This is a genomic window from Bacillus sp. FSL W7-1582 (assembly GCF_038593325.1).
Classification (GTDB): domain Bacteria; phylum Bacillota; class Bacilli; order Bacillales; family Bacillaceae; genus Bacillus; species Bacillus altitudinis.
Map to the genome: position 1 here is coordinate 1,056,298 of NZ_CP151987.1, position 16,849 is coordinate 1,073,146.

Here is a 16,849-nt window from a genome sequence, read left to right on the forward strand (position 1 = left end):
GTGAGGTGATCTCAGGATGGCAAAGCAAACGATTGGATTATGTGAGCTGTGCGGAAGACAAGAGGTCGTCCTTACGGAACATCACTTGACCCCAAAAGAAGAGGGAGGGGCCTTTCTACCGACTACCTTCCTGTGTATCCCTTGCCATAAACAAGTACATGCTCTTTATACAAACCAGGAGCTTGCCGCACGTTTGAATACGCTGGATGCACTAAGACAAGATGAAAAGCTTGTTCCGTACATCAAATGGATTCGAAAGCAGCCGGCAAGCAAGCTGGTCAAAACAAAGAAATCAAGACAACGTAGAAAGAAATGAGCATAAAAAAGCGCTCCTCTAAATGAAATGAGTGTAGAGGAGCCGCTTTATGCATTGCCTACCATATTCTGATCATTTAAGTCAGGATCCACATAGTTGGTGGCGCTAATGCCATTATTTAAAATCAAGAAATCTCCGGTATTCCCCGCTCCAGAGCCTAAAGCAGATTTTGAAGAACTTTTAGGCGAAAGATAAAATGAGTCACCGACGTTTACGACGCCCCCAGAAATCGAGTTAATGTAAATGGGTCCGACAATTGCTGGCATAATCGACATCCTTTATTCGAAGTCATATCACCATCATATGCGCAGGTAGGTCCAATTGTGAGTTTGGCGGCTGTTCGTCATTGTTGCTAAATAACTCTCGAATATGCTTCACTCGCGCAACGGCATTTATTCCGCACGTAGAGCCAATTTGATAGATAGAGGAGGAAGAGACCCCTTCTACATGAATGGACGACACTTTAATGAGAGGCTTTTCATGATAAAAGGCCGTTCTAACCGCTCGTTCTGGCAGCATCAATGGGATCGGCTCATAATACACTTCAAATTCTTTTGCATCTAGGTTTTCAGCTTCATTTCCATAAAACAAACTAATGGTTCGCTGAACAGCTAACACCTTCACGTTCGGACATAGCTCTTGTGTATCACCAATTTGAACAACACTCGCAATCCCGACAGAATTCACCTTCGAGAACTTCACTTGAGATGTGCGCTTAATCATTATCGAGGGGCTAGAGGAACAAACGGGCCAATAATTAATGATTCTGGCGGTGTATCGAAAATCGATGACAGCTGTACATGGTCCGTGTCCCCGATAATAAATAGGGAAGAGGACGATACCCCAACTACTTTAATGCTTCCGGTTTCGATGTTGCGGTTGACGACTGTGAAATTCATCCGTTTTCCTCTCCTTTCGTTTCATTTGGAATATGGGCTAAAAAGTGCTCGATTGCCCGTTTGACATCATGTTTCACGTATTCAGCAATTTGCTCGGAACGTTGAAGCGGGGTCATATCTTCCCTTTGTGGCAGCTGCCCCGCATAATATTTGATTCTGCTGTCTATTTGTTTTCGAATGTCCTCAATAATATGGTGTTTGTTGCTTTCATCAAGCGAGCCTTCGTATCGCTGCTCTAGTTCTTCAAGAAGCTGCGGTGCTTCTTCATTTAAGAATGCATCGACAAGCTGGCGTGTTTGATTGAAAAATTGATCAGCCATTTCTTGCTGCATCATTCCAATTCCCGGGGTTGTTGTTTGGCCCACTTCAAAATTTTGAACACTATTTGGATCAGATGGATTGAGACCGATATTTAATGTGCCTTCCAGCCGCTCGATTTTCAGTTGATCAAATTGATAATCAATCCGTTCAATCGTTGTTGTCGGTTTATCTTTGATCATTTGCATTTCCTGCTGAAGCTCGTTAAGCCTTTTTTCAAGCATCATGATTTGCTGTGTTTGCTTTTGAATGATGCCATACATTTGTGAAGCGCTGTTTTGATAGTCATACATATGCATACACCTCCGGGGATTGCAGATGAACTTATGTTGTTGGTGACTGAAGCGGTACAAAAGGTGCCGTGCTTGCGCCTTGAGACTCTTCAATTCCTTGTGTGCCTGCTGCGGCAGGTGCTGCTTCTACGTAGCTACCAGTGTTATACAGATTGGAGAGTGCTTTGATTGATCCAGCACTGCCGATTTGCAGAACGGATGAGTTACTCACAGACTCCACACGTAAGTAATTAATTTGTATCGCTTGATTAATATAGAAGTTCAACGGATTCTCACTCCTTACAAGTTACCAACAAGCGGTTGATCAATGACATCACTATCATACGTATTTGTCACACTTTTATAGTTGCTAATGCGTAATTGATCACCAGTGTTAAAACTGCCTGCGCCAGCAAACGTTTTAACCTGACTATTTGGAGAAATGGTGATGCAGTCTCCAACATGAACGACTCCGCTCGTTCCGACGGCATTTACTTTAAAGGCTCCAACAATAGCCGGCATAGCGGTGCACATCCTTTAGAAAAATAGGGCACTTCGTTTTTGGGCGTTTCACCATAGCTTATGATGGGTCTTTTAATATGTGATTGTCTTTTTGAAGAACTTTGATGAGAGGAATGAAGTGTATGGTTTACCCTTTATTCGAGCATTCTTTAGAGGTGGTTTTGATGCCTTTATTTAAGAGTGTGTCAAGCTCTTGACTGCACCTGATGGTTTCTTCGGCATTCATTCCGAATTTTTTTGCGGTCTCAATCAAATGTAATCTTTTTTGTTCAATTTCATAATTGATCATAACGGACGCCAACTCTCACATTTTTTATCAAATAGAAGGATATGGTTAGTATACCCTATTTTTCTATAAAAAAAGCTCTTTCGTCAATATGAGAACTAAAGTGACAAAATTCGAAAGTGTCTTTACAGGCGCGATGTCTCTTTTTTAATCTCAGTTTGTAAATAACGTCGTCTTTTGTTGATATACTGTCGGATTAATTCTCGCTCTGAACACAGCATGTCTTGTCGGTTTTTCGTATATGGATCCTCTCCAATTCGCTGCTCAATCGAAGCATGCCATGTCTCAATGATGGGGAGAAGTCGTTTTTCTAAAAAATGTGTATCTAGTACGTGCTGGAAAAGGGCATAATAGTCTCTTTTAAATGCAGGGATGTCTAGTAATCTAGCGGTTAATGTATTGAAACCGCTGACTGGAATATAATCAAACGCCATTTCTTCTCCGTGAATATCACGACCCCAAGTCGCATCATAATCCCAAGGCATTACTTGAAACCTTCCTTGATCATTCACATAAAGGGCATAGTTATGAACAAAGCCATCAAAATTTTGGGTACACACGACACCAATGAGCCAGCGGAAATATTGTGTCACATCAAGATACTGCTCAATCTTATTTGCAAACGTGTCGTCCCTTGCGGTGTTCAAAAAGTAAATAAATTCACTCAGCTGCTTGTCGTGTTCAGGTGTTCCTGTTTTTTTCTCATAACCGAGAAGAAGATGTTTTTTAGGCTTTTTATCAAATGAACTTAAAAGAGAGAAATTGGCGTCATCATCTACAGCATAATAAATGCCACCTCCATGAAGCTGTCGTTTTTGGAGGAACCGCTCATCTACAGATTCTATTTTTAAATAAATGCCTTCTTTTCTTCCATTAATGGTCAGAAACACATGAGAAGCGGACGGGCTGAAGACACCCATTTGTTCAAAGAAATAAAAAGACAGCCTGTTGCGAATGAAAGAAGGATCATTGTACTCTGCATTTAAGTGAAAAAGGGATTCGCCCTGTCTTTGCTTTGGTTTTCGATATTCAATTTGATATGATTTTTTCTTGAGCTTTCGAATGTGTGATCCTCGGTATGAGGCATAAATATGTGACTTGGTTTGGCCGGTTTTCAGAATGGCCTCGACGGGTTCATCGTTCCATACGTCCTTTTTTAATTCCATGAGATCTTTTGGATGAATCCAGATATCCAGTTGTTTTAAAGGTTCTGTGTCCATGCGTTCATCACCCTCCTATATCTCCTCCACTATATGAAAATGAAGGAATGTCCTGTACCTGCTGGTAGGTATTCATGGAGTTTTCTAAGAAAGAGGCATTCGCCAAGAACACTTGTCTATCGAGTCTCGTAACATAAAGCAGAGAAGATAAACAGCTTCGTCTGTTTGTTTTGTCAGAGCACAGATTGGGAGGGGAATTGTTCGTGAGCACATTTGATCATTCGCATATTGAACATGCAGTTGATTCACTTCGAAGTGAGGGGCGTGATCAACACTTAGATCGTGAACCAGAATCGGGACATTCGCACAAATCATCTCGTTCTCGTCATTCAAATCGCCGTCACTGGTTCTTTGGTGGAGGCGGCTGCCGTAAGTCACATCGCAGCAAAAAAAGCCATAAAAGCTATCGTTCTAAAAAAAGCTATCGCTCTAAAAAAAGTCGCTGCTCAAAAAAAAGTGTAAAGAGCGAGAAACCATGCAAAAGTAAAAAGTCGTATAAAAGCAAAAAGTCTTGCCGCAGCAAAAAGAGTGAACCAAAAAAATCATGCCGCAGCAAACACAGATCACATCATAAGAAAAGCTGCCGCAAATCACACCGCAGCCATCGATCTAAACGTTCTCATCACCATAAACGGAGTCACTCTTGCCGAAGATGCGGAAAGAAAAAACATCATTCCCGCCATCAAGGAAATGTTGATCGTAAATGGGATCAAGGGAATATGTGGGAGTATCGACGCTACCGCTAAATGTCAGGTCTTCATTTTTGAAACCCTTTTTAAAAGAGAGTATGATAAAAAAGGGTTTTTTTTATTTCGTAGAGAAATAAAAATGAGACATCATAATGTATTGAAATGAAGATTGTGAGGGGAAAACATGAAGTTTTTTACAGGTGAGATACATAACAGATTGTTTATCGGGGTCGTCATTGATGATGAATGGGTGATGGACGTCAAAAAGGCAGAAGCAAAACTATTTGAGCTAGAAACATTGCCAAACTCTTTATCTGAATGCATCAACATGGGGGACAAGTTTGTCGAACACGTCAAACAACTTCTTGATTGGGCGGAGAAAAAAGAAGAAGACCGCGGCTCTTATGTCTATCCGCTTTCGGACGTGACACTCCATGCACCGATTCCAAAACCAACGAAAAACATCATGTGTGTTGGGAAAAACTATCAAGATCACGTCATGGAAATGGGAAGTGCAGCAGATATTCCTAAAGACGTGATGATCTTTACAAAGGCGCCTACCTCTGTTGTAGGGCATGAAGCGGATATTCTTCTCCATGAAGATGTGACAAGTGAATTGGATTACGAAGGGGAGCTTGCCATTGTCATTGGCAAAACAGGAAAGAATATTGCTCCTGAAGAGGTCCACGATTACATTTTCGGTTACACCATTTTAAATGATATAACGGCAAGAGATTTGCAGAAAAAACACAAACAATTTTTCATCGGAAAAAGCTTAGATACAACTTGTCCAATGGGACCTTATATCGTTCACAAGTCAGTGATCGAGGATCATGGAGCACTCCATGTGGAAACAAAGGTAAACGGAGAGGTTCGTCAGTCTGCCAGTACGGAATTAATGATCTTCCCAATTGAAGACATTGTGTCAACTCTTTCAAAAGGGATGACGCTGGAAGCGGGAGACATCATTGCAACAGGTACACCTTCTGGAGTCGGCAAAGGTTTTGAACCGCCAAAATTTTTAGCCTCAGGCGATCAGGTTGAAGTAACAATTGAACCAATTGGGACGTTATCAAATCGCGTCAAATAAAGGCGTGTTGACACAGGATTGTCGCTTTGTGTTCGACTTATTTCGTGGTACGATGAGAAGGTAATTGTTCTGATAAAGGGGGAAATCACAAATGGGAACACATTTACATATTACAGCGTGGGTGCTAGGTATTATTTTATTTTTCGTTGCCTTTGCATTAGCAGGTAAAAACGATAAAGGCGCTAAAATTGTGCATATGATCGTACGCCTATTTTACTTGATTATTATTGCAACGGGTGTAGAGCTGTATGTTCGCACAGGAATGAAAATCCCGGGTTACGGGGGCGAGTATGTTGGAAAAATGATACTTGGTATTCTTGTGATTGGTTTCATGGAAATGGTCCTTGTACGCAAGAAAAAAGGAAAATCGGTGACGGGTGTATTCATTGGTTTTATCGTGGTTGCCATTGTGACCATTCTTCTCGGCTTACGTCTGCCGATCGGTTTCCATATCTTTTAAGATAAAAAGGGCATTGCTTATCAAAAGCAGTGCCCTTTTTACGTGAGATCAAACTGAGACATCAGCCGGTGACCGTCAGACGTCGTCCATTCCAAGTGAACTTGATTTGCGTCCGAATGATGGTGGCATTGAAGGGCGAGTGATTGCATGTCTCCTGAAAACTGAAAAAAAGACACGCGATGAGAAGGATGGAAGGAAGAGAAGACACAATCATAGACGGAAAAGCCAAGCTGTTCTACATAGTCAATGATCTGATAAAAGACGCTTTCCGGTACGAACATGAGCAAATCAAGCCACCCTTTAGAAAGAGACGCTGTATATTGAATGCGTTCACCGCCTTTTACCTCCATCAACTTCCCATTCTCACAAAGAACGACAGACCCGAGCAATTCTCCTTTTGTCCATCGATCCTTTTCTTTCAAACAGATCATAGAACTTTGAAGGCTTTCAGGCAGCATGATGTCTCCTTCTTCGTCTTCAATCAGACAATGACCGTTTTCCATCAGTAAGTACCCGTTACACCATTTTGGGTGGTTTTGCTGAAGATAGGTCATGCGGTTCTCCATTCGCAAAACCTCCTTTCCTCTTTCTTTTCTTACCAAATGAAGCTTGTCCTATACACAGGGGAAAAAAGGACAAATCAACTATCAAGGAGACGATGCATAAACTAAGAAAGGCTAAATGAGAACACTTGATGAAAAACGGATGGGAGCTGATGATGATGTGTGGAATAACAGGCTGGGCAGACTTTAAAAAGCAGCTCATCCAACAGGATCATGTAATCAATCAAATGACAGATACATTATCTAAACGAGGGCCGGATGATACAAATACGTGGAAAAGTGAGCACGTTCTTTTCGGCCATAAACGGTTAGCCGTTGTCGATGTTGAAGGCGGAAAGCAGCCGATGACATATACCCATCAACACCATGATTATACGGTGGTATACAATGGAGAACTCTATAACACGGAGGATATACGAAAAGAATTATTCAAAAGGGGGCACCGCTTTCTTGGGCATTCTGATACAGAGGTTCTTCTTCACGCCTATACAGAATGGAAGGAAGAGTGTGTGACCCATTTTAATGGAATTTTTGCATTTGTCATTTGGGATAGTGAGCGTGAATTATTATTTGCAGCGAGAGACCGGCTCGGTGTCAAGCCATTTTTCTATACAGAACGTCATCATTCCTTTTTGTTTGGTTCAGAAATCAAAGCACTTCTGGCTCATCCTGAGATGAAAGCCAAAGTCGATCATGAAGGCTTATCAGAAATTTTTGGCCTAGGGCCGTCTAGAACACCAGGGCAAGGCGTATTTAAAGGGGTGAAAGAGCTGAGGCCGGCACATGCCCTAACCTTTTCAAAAGATGGTTTGCGTGTGTGGAGGTACTGGAATGTCAAAAGCAAGCAGCATACAGACTCGCTTGATGACACCGCTCAGCACGTGAAGGAACTCTTTACGGATGCCGTTACAAGACAGCTCGTCTCTGATGTGCCTGTATGTACGTTTTTATCGGGCGGAGTGGATTCTAGTGCCATTACGGCCATTGCCGCCAAGCACTTTGAGAAAATAGGGAAAGCCCCGCTGCATACGTATTCCGTTGATTACGACGGAAATGATCAATTCTTTGAAGCAAGTCAATTCCAGCCCAATGCTGACGGGCCGTGGATTGATCGAATGACCAAAGCGTTTCAAACGAATCATCACAGCTGTATCATCGGGCAAAAAGAGCTGGCTTCTTATTTGAAAGAAGCGGTTGAAGTGCGAGATTTGCCGGGGATGGCAGATATTGATTCTTCCTTACTATGGTTCTGCCGAGAAATTAAAAAGGATTTTGTTGTTGGTTTATCAGGTGAATGTGCAGATGAAATTTTTGGAGGTTACCCATGGTTTCACATGGCAAGCGAAACCAATGGATTTCCGTGGATGAGATCAACGGAAGCACGCATTCAGCTTCTTCAAGACTCATGGCAAAAGAAATTATCACTGAAGGAATATGCGCAAAGCAAATATGAAGAAACCGTGGCAGAAACCCCTCTTTTAGATGGAGAAACTGGAGTAGATAAAGCCCGAAGAGAACTTTTTTACTTAAATATGATTTGGTTTATGACAACACTGCTGGATCGAAAAGATCGTATGAGCATGGGGGCGAGCCTTGAGGTACGTGTACCATTCGCAGATCATCGTCTTGTTGAGTATGTATGGAATATTCCTTGGGAAATGAAAATGTATGGAAATCGGGAAAAAGGGGTTTTGAGGAAAGCATTAGAGGGAATTTTACCGAATGAAGTGCTTTATCGCAAGAAGAGCCCTTATCCGAAAACACATCATCCTGCTTATACTCAGGCGGTAAAAGAGATGTTAACAGATTGTCTCGCGCAAAAGGATTCTGTGCTTCATGAATTTTTAGATCCACATCAATTAAAACAGCTGATTGAAACGGAAGGGGCTTCTTTCCAGGTCCCTTGGTATGGTCAGTTAATGAAAGGCCCACAGCTCATTGCCCATTTGGCACAGATTCATCATTGGTTTGAAACATATCGAATTGATATAGAAGCATAACAAAGGGTCGGCTTTCTTGCACTTGTTGAAAGGAAGTCGGCTTTTTTGCTACATAACATGAGACTTTTAGAGCACATCAAAAGTTGATCTAACCGCTTCAATTTGTATAATTAACTTAAAGTGAATTAATTTGGAGGAAAAAGGATAATGAAAATCATTGTGATCGGAGCAGGACCAGGAGGACTTGCAGCAGCTATGATGTTGAAAAGCAAAGGACATGATGTTCATATATATGAAAAACAGTCCTTTGTTGGCGGACGTAACTCTAAGTTTCAACTTGGTGATTTCACGTTTGATACAGGTCCTACTTTTCTCAGTATGATTCATATTGCAGAGGAACTGTTCACCTTTGCCGGTAAAAATCTCTATGATTATATAGATGTGATTGAATTAAAAGAAATGTATAGATTAATTTTTCAAGATGAGAAGCTTGATATGATTCGAGATCGAGACGAAATGTACAAACGGCTAGAAGCCTTTGCACCTGGTGAGGGCGAGGGGTATGTACGTTTTATGAATGATACAAAACGAAAAATGGACCGCCTAACGCCGATTCTACAAAGTAAAATGGATCGTTTCCATCATTATTTGCGTCCAAAAGTCATCAAAGCACTTCCTCAGCTCTCATTAAATAAAAGCTTATATGATGTGCTGTCGGATTATTTCTCAAATGAATCAGTGAAATATGCCTTTACATTCCAATCAAAATATTTAGGGATGTCACCTTGGGAATGCCCAGGAGCGTTCTCAATTCTTTCCTTTATGGAGCATGACACAGGCGTTTATCATCCAAAAGGCGGAGTGAATCAGCTGTCAGAAGCGATGGCAAAGGCAGCTGTTGAATCTGGGGCTACCCTTCATCTATCAACTGGAGTTGACAAGTTGCTGACGGAAGGCAGGAAAGTGAAGGGCATTCGCTTAGAAACTGGTGAAGAAATACAGGCAGATGAGGTCGTCGTAAATGGTGATTTTGCACACGTGATGACAAAGCTTGTAGAGCCGGGTCTTTTAAAGAAATATAGCGAGAAGAAACTGAAAAAGAAAAAATTCTCATGCTCCACCTTTATGCTGTACCTAGGTTTAGATACGATATATGATGAGCCGCATCATACCATCGTTTTTTCCGATGACTATGCGAAGTTCGTCAAAGAGATTACGAAAACCTTTGAGCTGCCGGATGATCCGTCCATTTATATTCAAAATGCAAGTGTGACAGATGATTCGCTTGCGCCAAAAGGCAAGTCCGCTCTTTATGTGTTAGCACCCGTTGCCAATAATCAAAGCGGTATTGACTGGGAAGCGCATCAAGAAGAATTTAGAGAGCTTGTGCTGGATACACTGGAGCGGAAAACGGGCTTTAAGAATATCAGGCAGCATATTGAAGTCGAGCGGATGATCACGCCGAAGCATTGGGAAGAAGAGCTGTATGTATATGAAGGAGCTACATTTAATCTGGGTCATCAGTTGACGCAGATGATGGTACTCAGGCCGCATAATGAATTTGATGAGTTGAAACACTGCTGGCTCGTTGGTGGAGGAACCCACCCAGGCAGTGGATTGCCAACCATTTTAGAATCAGCGCGTATTACGACAAATGCGATTCTGGCAAAAGAGAAACATACGCACAAAAGAGTGCCACATCAAGAAAAGGGGAGCGCCTCATGAAAAAACATATATTGATTGCTGGCGGCGGTATTGGCGGAATGATCTCAGCCCTCTATTTAAAAAAAGCTGGACATGATGTCACCCTTGTTGAAAAAAATGAACGGCTCGGCGGGAGACTTGCTTTTGTACGTGAGAAAGGATATAAAGTAGATGAAGGTCCGACCATTGTCCTACTTCCTGATATGTTAAGAGGCATTTTACATGACGTAGGCATTGATGAAACATCTCTTGATCTCTTGCAGCTCGATCCGCTGTATACGATCCACTATCAAGATGGAACTTCCTACACGAAATACTCTGATACACGGCGACAACTAGAAGAAATCAAACGTGTATTTCCAAAGGAAGAACAGGGATATTTAACATTTATGCAAGAAATGACGGATCGGTTTCAAGAAGGGCAGGAAGCTTTTCTAGAAAAATCATTTCATGAAAAACGAACCTTTTTTACAAAAGCGAACATGAAGATTTTAATGAAATTAAAAGCATATCGAACCGTTCAAAGTTCTCTCAAAAAATATTTTTCAGATGAGCGCCTCCGAGATGCATATGCACTTCAAACCCTCTATGTCGGAGGAAATCCGTATGAAGCATCCGCCATTTATTCGCTTGTTTCATATAGTGAGCACGCACACGGAATTTACTATTTAAAAGGCGGATATGCGAGTTTAGTAGATATATTGGAGAGACAGCTCTTAAAGACGGGTGTACACATAAGAAAAAGTGAAGAAGTCGCACAATTTGAGTTTGAGGGGAAACGTGTGGTCAAGGCAAAAATAAATGATGAGCACATAGCAGCTGATGCATTTGTGATGAACGGAGATTATCCAGCGGCGTTAAAACAGCTTGGTTTAGGTGAACAAGACCGGCGTAAATACGTTCCATCCTCCGGCTGCGTGATGGTGTATCTAGGGTTAAACAAAGTATACGATGAAGCACCTGTTCATCAATTTTTCATGGGAGAACACTTTGATCAGCATATGAGAGAGGTGTTCCAAACGAAAACGATACCTCAAGATCCATCATTTTATACGTTTAATCCATCGACCATCGATCCATCCCTTGCCCCAGAAGGCAGCAGTGTCCTATATATGCTCATTCCTGTTCCATCAGGAGATCACATCAACTGGGAACAAGAGACAGACTTTGTGGATAAAATGGTGGAGCGTCTTGAAAAAAGAGGCTTTCCACAGCTGCGAGAGGCGGTTGTCTGGCATAAGGTGAGAACACCGAATGATTCAATGCGAGAAGGATTGTTTGAAGGCGGCAGCTTTGGACTCGCTCCTAATTTGTTTCAATCAGGTGTGTTTCGCCCGCAAGTAAAGGTTGCAGATGTAGACAATCTATATGCGGTAGGTGCTTCCATCCATCCCGGCGGCGGGGTACCGATCGTGATGCAAAGTGCAAAGCTCATGGCTTCTGTACTGCTTAAAGATCTGAACAACAGAAAGGAAGTGAAGCTAAGTGGTTGATGTGCAAACAGCATTGAAAATATGTGAAGAGACCATTCAAACTCATTCAAAAACGTTTTATCGTGCCTTTTCCATGCTGCCTAAAAAGAAAAGACAGGCTGTTTGGGCTGTTTATTCCTTTTGTAGGAGAGCGGATGACATTGTAGATGAGTCTCCTTCACCAAAGGAAGAACTGACGTCTTTTCAGGAGGCATTTGATCGTTTCTTGCAAGGAAAAGTAGATCGTGATGATCCAATGTGGGTGGCGCTGGAGTATACATTTCAACAGTTTCGTATGGATGAAGCCCCATTCCGTGACCTGCTGCGAGGACAGGAGATGGATTTAGAGCAGCATCGATATGAAACGTTAGATGAACTGCTCATCTATTCCTATCATGTCGCAAGTACAGTTGGATTAATGCTGCTTCCGATCATTGCACCGCGTAAAAAAGAACAGCTAAAAGAAGCAGCGATTTCCCTTGGGATTGGCATGCAGTTGACCAATATTCTTCGAGACATTGGTGAGGATAAGGCGGAAAGGAACCGCATTTATTTGCCAAAACAAGTCATGGATCAATTTGGGTATACAGAGCAAGAATTACAAGAAGGGATCGTCAATCAAGCCTTCCAGCACGTATGGGAATATATTGCGTTTGAGGCAGAGGCGTACTATGAGGAATTTTTTGACCATCTACATGAATTCCCACTTTATTCAAGGATACCGGTGAAAGCAGCTGCTCACTTTTATAAGGCTATTTTAGATAAAACTAGAGAAAACGAATACCGCGTCTTTACGAAGCGGTCATATATTTCAACACAAGAAAAAGCACTTATTTTAGAAGATATTACGTAATGAAAAGAAGACAAAGGGGTAAAATAAAGTTCGTTTTAGCCCTTTCAGCGTGTAGACAAACCCTCGCATTCGGTGTCAGTCCTGCGCTTCGGTGCTCACGAATGTCAAATTCGCTCCGCGCCGATGCTCGTCCTTCCTAGGGCTGCAAAGGTTTTCTATCACGCTGAAAAGAAGACAAAGGGCTAAAATAAAGTTCGTTTTAGCCCTTTGTCAACAATCTGAAAGGACTGCACCCGCAGTCCTTTTTATGTGGAAGTAAACCGGTACTCCGTCCACACTCTTGAACGCCACCGCCTATACATGAAGATACCTCTTACCCATTCATCCACGATAAAAGAAATCCAAACCCCGATCAGGCCCATTTCAAGTTGAATGCCTAATAAATAAGCGATCGGAAGGCCGATGCCCCACATTGAAATCATCGCCATATAGACTGGAAACTTCGCGTCACCAGCTGCCCGCAAGGAGTTGATGATGACCATATTAAAAGAACGTCCAGGCTCTAAAATAATCGTCAATATGAGGAGGACGCTCGCGATTTGAATGATCTCACTGTTGCTAGTGAAAAAAGTAAGTAAATGCGTCGATGATAAAGATAAAGCAGTCGAAGAAAGAAGCGAGATGGCAATGGCCCAGTATAAGCTTTTCATGCATCTTCGATAGGCCGCATCAAATTCTTTCGCCCCGATCAGGCGCCCAATTAAGATTTGCGTTCCTTGGCTAATGGCGGCACCAAATAACATAATGAACATCATCAAATTCTGGGTATAGACTTTTGCTGCCAGTGCTTGCGTGCCCATAAATGTGATAAACAGCGTAATAATCATTTGAGAGCCATTATAAGAAAGCTGTTCTCCAGCAGAAGGAATGCCGATTTTTAGCAGTTTTTTTAAATGCGTTCGCTGGATGTAAAACATTCGCTTGAATGAAAACCGCAATCCAATGCGGTGTCGAACAATGAGGATCATGGCTGTTAGACCGATCAACCGTGCAAATGATGTGGAAAGAGCAACACCCATGACACCTAATACAGGGAAGCCAAATGGTCCAAAGATGACCAAATAATTACCAGCAACGTTTAACAGATTCATACCGATGGTGACATACATCGTATCTCTCGTGAATCCATAGCTTTTTAAAATAGCACTATAGGTCATAATGAGCGCCTGTATAAAAGACAGCAGGCCGACAATCTGTAAAAAGACGGTTGCATCTGGCATGAGCTCGCTTGATAATCCCATCATATGCAGGATGGGCACAGCTAACACAAACATAAGAAGACTGATCACAAAGCTAATGAGGAAGTTGGTGCCTAGTGATACATAGGCAACTAGGGTCGCTTCCTGATTGCGGCCCGCTCCTAAAAGTTGCGCAATGACAATCGTCGTCCCAGTCGTAATGAAGCTGAACATCACAATCAATAGATTTAGTAGCTGATTGCTTACCCCTACTGCGGCAACACTATTGTCAGAATACTGGCTGAGCATCAGTGTATCTGCGCTCCCCATCAGCATATATAAAGAGATTTCGATAAAAATAGGCCAAGTTAATGCAAATAATGAAGGGTGGGATTTTTCACTTTTGGCTTGAACCTTTTGTATTGTCAGTGCTTGTGGTTTCATCACATCACCTTCTTTCGTATAAATCCGATTTATAGTGTACCTTGCATCGACTATAATAAGAAGAGATGAAACCGAAACTTATTGGAGAAATCCGACTTCATAAGGGGATGAATATGGGTCCGTTTATTACATTTACTGTACCGCCATTTCCAGTCTATATTGCTTCAGGCAAAGGTGTATTCCACCCAGGAGAACGACATATCTCCAGAATTTTCACCGTATTTGATCTTCTTTATGTCACAAAAGGTGAACTGTGGATCACAGAAGACGAGGTGCCTCATCACGTAAAAGAGGGAGAATATATCATCTTATCACCGGGACTTGCCCATGGTGGACATCTGCCATGCAAAGAAGAAACACTTTATGAGTGGCTGCATTTTTCAATTGATTCATTTGAGTTTACAGATCGGCCGAGAGAACACTGGTTTGACATGAAGCAAAATCAAGCCACTTTTGAAAAAGCAGCAAGCTATGAATTTCGTCTGCCCCGAAAAGGAAAAGTGAAAGGGGGAAGCGTGCTACAGAAGCATCTTTCAGCGATGCGCGTTTTAAATGATGATGCGTCTGAACTTCAGCTCAAAAAGCAGCTTCAATTTGAGGAAATGCTCATTCATTTACAAAAAGAAGCATTTCATATTCCAAGTGCAAAGGAGACTGTCGCTTCAGAAGTAGTTCACTATCTTGAACGTCATTTTACGCAAAAATTACAGATGGAGAAGCTGGCAGAGATTCTTCATTATCATCCTGATTACATGACAAGGTGCATGCAGACCGTGTACGGACTGACGCCGAGCCAGTACATCAATCGACTCAAAATTGAAAAAGCCAAAAGCCTGCTTGCTTCAACGAATGAAAAAATAGCTCTCATTGCAGAACATGTAGGCATTGATGACCCTACTTATTTTTCAAAGCTGTTTCGGCAAAATGAAGGCATGACGCCTATCGAGTATCGTCATCTTGCTAAAAGAACGACAAAGTAAAGGAACGTGAACAGATGAAAGGAAAAAAAGAAGAGATTGTGAGCATACGTTCATTAGACGAAACCGATTTAGAAGTGGTATGGCATTTAAGGTTTAAAGCCCCAGACCAGGCCTATCGAAAGTGGAATGCACCGTATTTTATTGAACATGACATATCGCTTGCTGCATTTAAAAAACGCTATTTACAGGATGATTCTGTCCTGCCAAAACTATTTGGCATTGATGTCGGAGGTGAATTAAAGGGCACAGTTTCTTATTATTGGGAGAATGAACGCACACGCTGGCTGGAGTGCGGGATTCTTATTTATGACTCACGTTTTTGGAATGGGGGCGTTGGAACAAAGGCATTGCGTCTATGGATCGATGAACTCTTTTCACACATTGATATCCCACGCATCGGCCTGACCACCTGGTCTGGAAATGAACGCATGATGCGTTGCGCAGAGAAATGCGGGTTTATCCTTGAGGGAAGACTGCGTAAGGTACGTTACTATCAAGGGGAGTATTATGATTCGATGCGGTATGGAATGCTGAGAGAAGAATGGCAAAGCCTTCCGAATCATTCATTTGAATAGTTGTTTTTAAGATTAGGAAAAAAGTATAGTAAGATTCAATAAATTGAAAAAGAAGGGTGGCGGATGAATGTGAAATGGATTACAGGTTGGTTTGTATCCATCTTAGTCGCAATCTACCTATTCGTTGATGCACCAAAACACGGGAAAAATAAATGGTTATGGGCCATCTTAGGTCTTTTACTCGGGCTCTTCACACTTGGAATATATCTCATTCAAACAGGAAGAAAAGGGTTGGGCTGGACAGTACTGATTGTGTCCATTCTCATCTATGCGATTGCCATCCTCGTCTTTGTCTTGTACTTTCTCATGCTGGTCTTCGGGTACTCCAACGCAAATTAGAGAGTACGGCTGTGGCGATTTGTTTCACTTCAAGTTGCTACCGATTGATGGTTTGATTGCGCCAAAGCATCTTAGGATAAATGGTGATGGGGCTCGGGCAGGATGATCCTCATGTTTATCCATCTTATTTTATCTCATGTGGCTCACTGCTTTGGTCAAGTAAGTCCTTCATAAAGAAGGGCTTTTTTCTTTTATTTTTTGAGCAGGGACACCTGCAATGACAATCCGCTCTTCATGAAAGGAGCGATTCACTACTGCATTTGCTCCGATGGAAATATGATTCGCAATATAAATATTTCCAAACAGTTTAGCGCCAGGGCCGATCCATACATGATCTCCAATGACGGGCACATCTTTTTCATGATGGTTTTGACCGATATTCACGCCTTGATGAATATCACAAAACGATCCGATTTTGGCATGCTTGTTCACAATCAACAGCCCAGTATGGTTGATTCTGAGCCCAGGTCCAAATACACCAATTGGGATATCAAAGCCAAGCTGCATGCCTTTCTTTTTATGTAAGTAACGATAAAACCATTTGCGTAACGTAGCACCGCTATTCGTATAGTACTCATATTTTCGTAAATATCTTTGATATTTCCAAATATCATCCCCAAGCCACTTTGGTCTTTTTCGATTGATGGCAAGTGCTTTCTGATCTTGTGCCAAGTAGTGGTGAAGGTCATGCTTCGTTAAAATCATCAGATCTCCCTCGATTCCCTTTCG

The 16,849-nt window shown here is 42.0% G+C and carries 22 protein-coding genes; 11 read left to right on the top strand and 11 right to left on the bottom strand.

Going from position 1 to position 16,849, the window contains the following annotated elements; genetic code table 11:
* Positions 1–16: 16 nt before the first annotated feature.
* Positions 17–316, top strand: coding sequence for a hypothetical protein (locus NSQ11_RS05315; protein WP_035700204.1), 300 nt, complete (start codon positions 17–19; stop codon positions 314–316).
* 47 nt (positions 317–363) lie between these two features.
* On the opposite strand, the gene NSQ11_RS05320 is transcribed toward NSQ11_RS05315, so the two are convergent.
* The 8 genes from NSQ11_RS05320 to NSQ11_RS05355 form a co-directional block, all read right to left on the bottom strand.
* The gene (locus NSQ11_RS05320) at positions 364–582 is read right to left on the bottom strand and encodes a spore germination protein (RefSeq protein WP_003211468.1); all 219 of its coding nucleotides are present in this window, start codon (positions 580–582) and stop codon (positions 364–366) included.
* Between the two features lie 22 nt (positions 583–604).
* Complete coding sequence (locus tag NSQ11_RS05325; protein WP_191218906.1) at positions 605–1,039, bottom strand: spore germination protein GerPE; 435 nt, start codon at positions 1,037–1,039, stop codon at positions 605–607.
* Positions 1,039–1,215, bottom strand: a complete 177-nt coding sequence (locus tag NSQ11_RS05330) for a germination protein GerPD (RefSeq protein ID WP_003210893.1) — start codon at positions 1,213–1,215, stop codon at positions 1,039–1,041. The genes NSQ11_RS05325 and NSQ11_RS05330 overlap by 1 nt, the downstream gene beginning before the upstream one ends.
* Positions 1,212–1,826: a spore germination protein GerPC gene (locus NSQ11_RS05335; protein WP_008348607.1), complete on the bottom strand. Its 615-nt coding sequence runs from the start codon at positions 1,824–1,826 to the stop codon at positions 1,212–1,214. The genes NSQ11_RS05330 and NSQ11_RS05335 overlap by 4 nt, the downstream gene beginning before the upstream one ends.
* A gap of 31 nt (positions 1,827–1,857) precedes the next feature.
* Entirely contained in the window at positions 1,858–2,091 is a 234-nt protein-coding gene (locus NSQ11_RS05340; protein WP_003210877.1) for a spore germination protein GerPB, read from the bottom strand.
* Between the two features lie 14 nt (positions 2,092–2,105).
* Positions 2,106–2,327: a spore germination protein gene (locus tag NSQ11_RS05345; RefSeq protein ID WP_003211745.1), complete on the bottom strand. Its 222-nt coding sequence runs from the start codon at positions 2,325–2,327 to the stop codon at positions 2,106–2,108.
* A gap of 127 nt (positions 2,328–2,454) precedes the next feature.
* Positions 2,455–2,616: an aspartyl-phosphate phosphatase Spo0E family protein gene (locus NSQ11_RS05350; protein ID WP_008348605.1), complete on the bottom strand. Its 162-nt coding sequence runs from the start codon at positions 2,614–2,616 to the stop codon at positions 2,455–2,457.
* A 122-nt stretch (positions 2,617–2,738) separates the two neighbouring features.
* Positions 2,739–3,833 (bottom strand): CotH kinase family protein, encoded by a 1,095-nt coding sequence (locus NSQ11_RS05355; RefSeq protein WP_236810366.1) that lies wholly within the window; start codon positions 3,831–3,833, stop codon positions 2,739–2,741.
* A gap of 528 nt (positions 3,834–4,361) precedes the next feature.
* Here NSQ11_RS05355 and NSQ11_RS05360 point away from each other — a divergent pair.
* The 3 genes from NSQ11_RS05360 (at position 4,362) to NSQ11_RS05370 (ending at position 6,072) form a co-directional block, all read left to right on the top strand.
* Positions 4,362–4,688 carry a hypothetical protein gene (locus NSQ11_RS05360; RefSeq protein ID WP_017360211.1) on the top strand — a complete coding sequence of 109 codons (327 nt, stop codon included), beginning with the start codon at positions 4,362–4,364 and terminating at the stop codon, positions 4,686–4,688.
* Between the two features lie 18 nt (positions 4,689–4,706).
* Complete coding sequence (locus NSQ11_RS05365) at positions 4,707–5,612, top strand: fumarylacetoacetate hydrolase family protein (protein ID WP_007499116.1); 906 nt, start codon at positions 4,707–4,709, stop codon at positions 5,610–5,612.
* Between the two features lie 91 nt (positions 5,613–5,703).
* Complete coding sequence (locus NSQ11_RS05370) at positions 5,704–6,072, top strand: YisL family protein (RefSeq protein ID WP_007499115.1); 369 nt, start codon at positions 5,704–5,706, stop codon at positions 6,070–6,072.
* A gap of 38 nt (positions 6,073–6,110) precedes the next feature.
* On the opposite strand, the gene NSQ11_RS05375 is transcribed toward NSQ11_RS05370, so the two are convergent.
* Entirely contained in the window at positions 6,111–6,638 is a 528-nt protein-coding gene (locus NSQ11_RS05375) for a DUF2777 family protein (RefSeq protein WP_017360210.1), read from the bottom strand.
* A 155-nt stretch (positions 6,639–6,793) separates the two neighbouring features.
* Here NSQ11_RS05375 and asnB point away from each other — a divergent pair, with 155 nt between their 5' ends.
* The 4 genes from asnB (at position 6,794) to NSQ11_RS05395 (ending at position 12,604) form a co-directional block, all read left to right on the top strand.
* Positions 6,794–8,635: an asparagine synthase (glutamine-hydrolyzing) gene (asnB, locus tag NSQ11_RS05380; RefSeq protein ID WP_024720029.1), complete on the top strand. Its 1,842-nt coding sequence runs from the start codon at positions 6,794–6,796 to the stop codon at positions 8,633–8,635.
* 147 nt (positions 8,636–8,782) lie between these two features.
* Complete coding sequence (gene crtI / locus NSQ11_RS05385; protein ID WP_025207118.1) at positions 8,783–10,300, top strand: phytoene desaturase family protein; 1,518 nt, start codon at positions 8,783–8,785, stop codon at positions 10,298–10,300.
* Complete coding sequence (gene crtI / locus NSQ11_RS05390; RefSeq protein WP_046526629.1) at positions 10,297–11,772, top strand: phytoene desaturase family protein; 1,476 nt, start codon at positions 10,297–10,299, stop codon at positions 11,770–11,772. The genes crtI (NSQ11_RS05385) and crtI (NSQ11_RS05390) overlap by 4 nt, the downstream gene beginning before the upstream one ends.
* A complete protein-coding gene (locus NSQ11_RS05395) occupies positions 11,765–12,604 on the top strand; it encodes a phytoene/squalene synthase family protein (protein WP_008348588.1) in 840 nt (279 codons plus the stop codon). Before crtI (NSQ11_RS05390) ends, NSQ11_RS05395 begins: the two co-directional genes overlap by 8 nt.
* Before the next feature lie 245 nt (positions 12,605–12,849).
* Here NSQ11_RS05395 and NSQ11_RS05400 read toward each other — a convergent pair whose 3' ends face one another.
* Entirely contained in the window at positions 12,850–14,226 is a 1,377-nt protein-coding gene (locus NSQ11_RS05400) for an MATE family efflux transporter (RefSeq protein WP_342501290.1), read from the bottom strand.
* Positions 14,227–14,339: 113 nt separating this feature from the next.
* Between NSQ11_RS05400 and NSQ11_RS05405 the strand changes: the two genes are divergently transcribed.
* The 3 genes from NSQ11_RS05405 (at position 14,340) to NSQ11_RS05415 (ending at position 16,120) form a co-directional block, all read left to right on the top strand.
* Positions 14,340–15,206, top strand: a complete 867-nt coding sequence (locus tag NSQ11_RS05405) for an AraC family transcriptional regulator (protein WP_035700225.1) — start codon at positions 14,340–14,342, stop codon at positions 15,204–15,206.
* 14 nt (positions 15,207–15,220) lie between these two features.
* Positions 15,221–15,781 carry a GNAT family protein gene (locus NSQ11_RS05410; protein ID WP_342501291.1) on the top strand — a complete coding sequence of 187 codons (561 nt, stop codon included), beginning with the start codon at positions 15,221–15,223 and terminating at the stop codon, positions 15,779–15,781.
* 63 nt (positions 15,782–15,844) lie between these two features.
* Positions 15,845–16,120: a hypothetical protein gene (locus NSQ11_RS05415; protein WP_008348576.1), complete on the top strand. Its 276-nt coding sequence runs from the start codon at positions 15,845–15,847 to the stop codon at positions 16,118–16,120.
* A gap of 168 nt (positions 16,121–16,288) precedes the next feature.
* Here NSQ11_RS05415 and NSQ11_RS05420 read toward each other — a convergent pair whose 3' ends face one another.
* Complete coding sequence (locus NSQ11_RS05420) at positions 16,289–16,825, bottom strand: serine O-acetyltransferase (protein ID WP_008348575.1); 537 nt, start codon at positions 16,823–16,825, stop codon at positions 16,289–16,291.
* Positions 16,826–16,849: the final 24 nt, after the last annotated feature.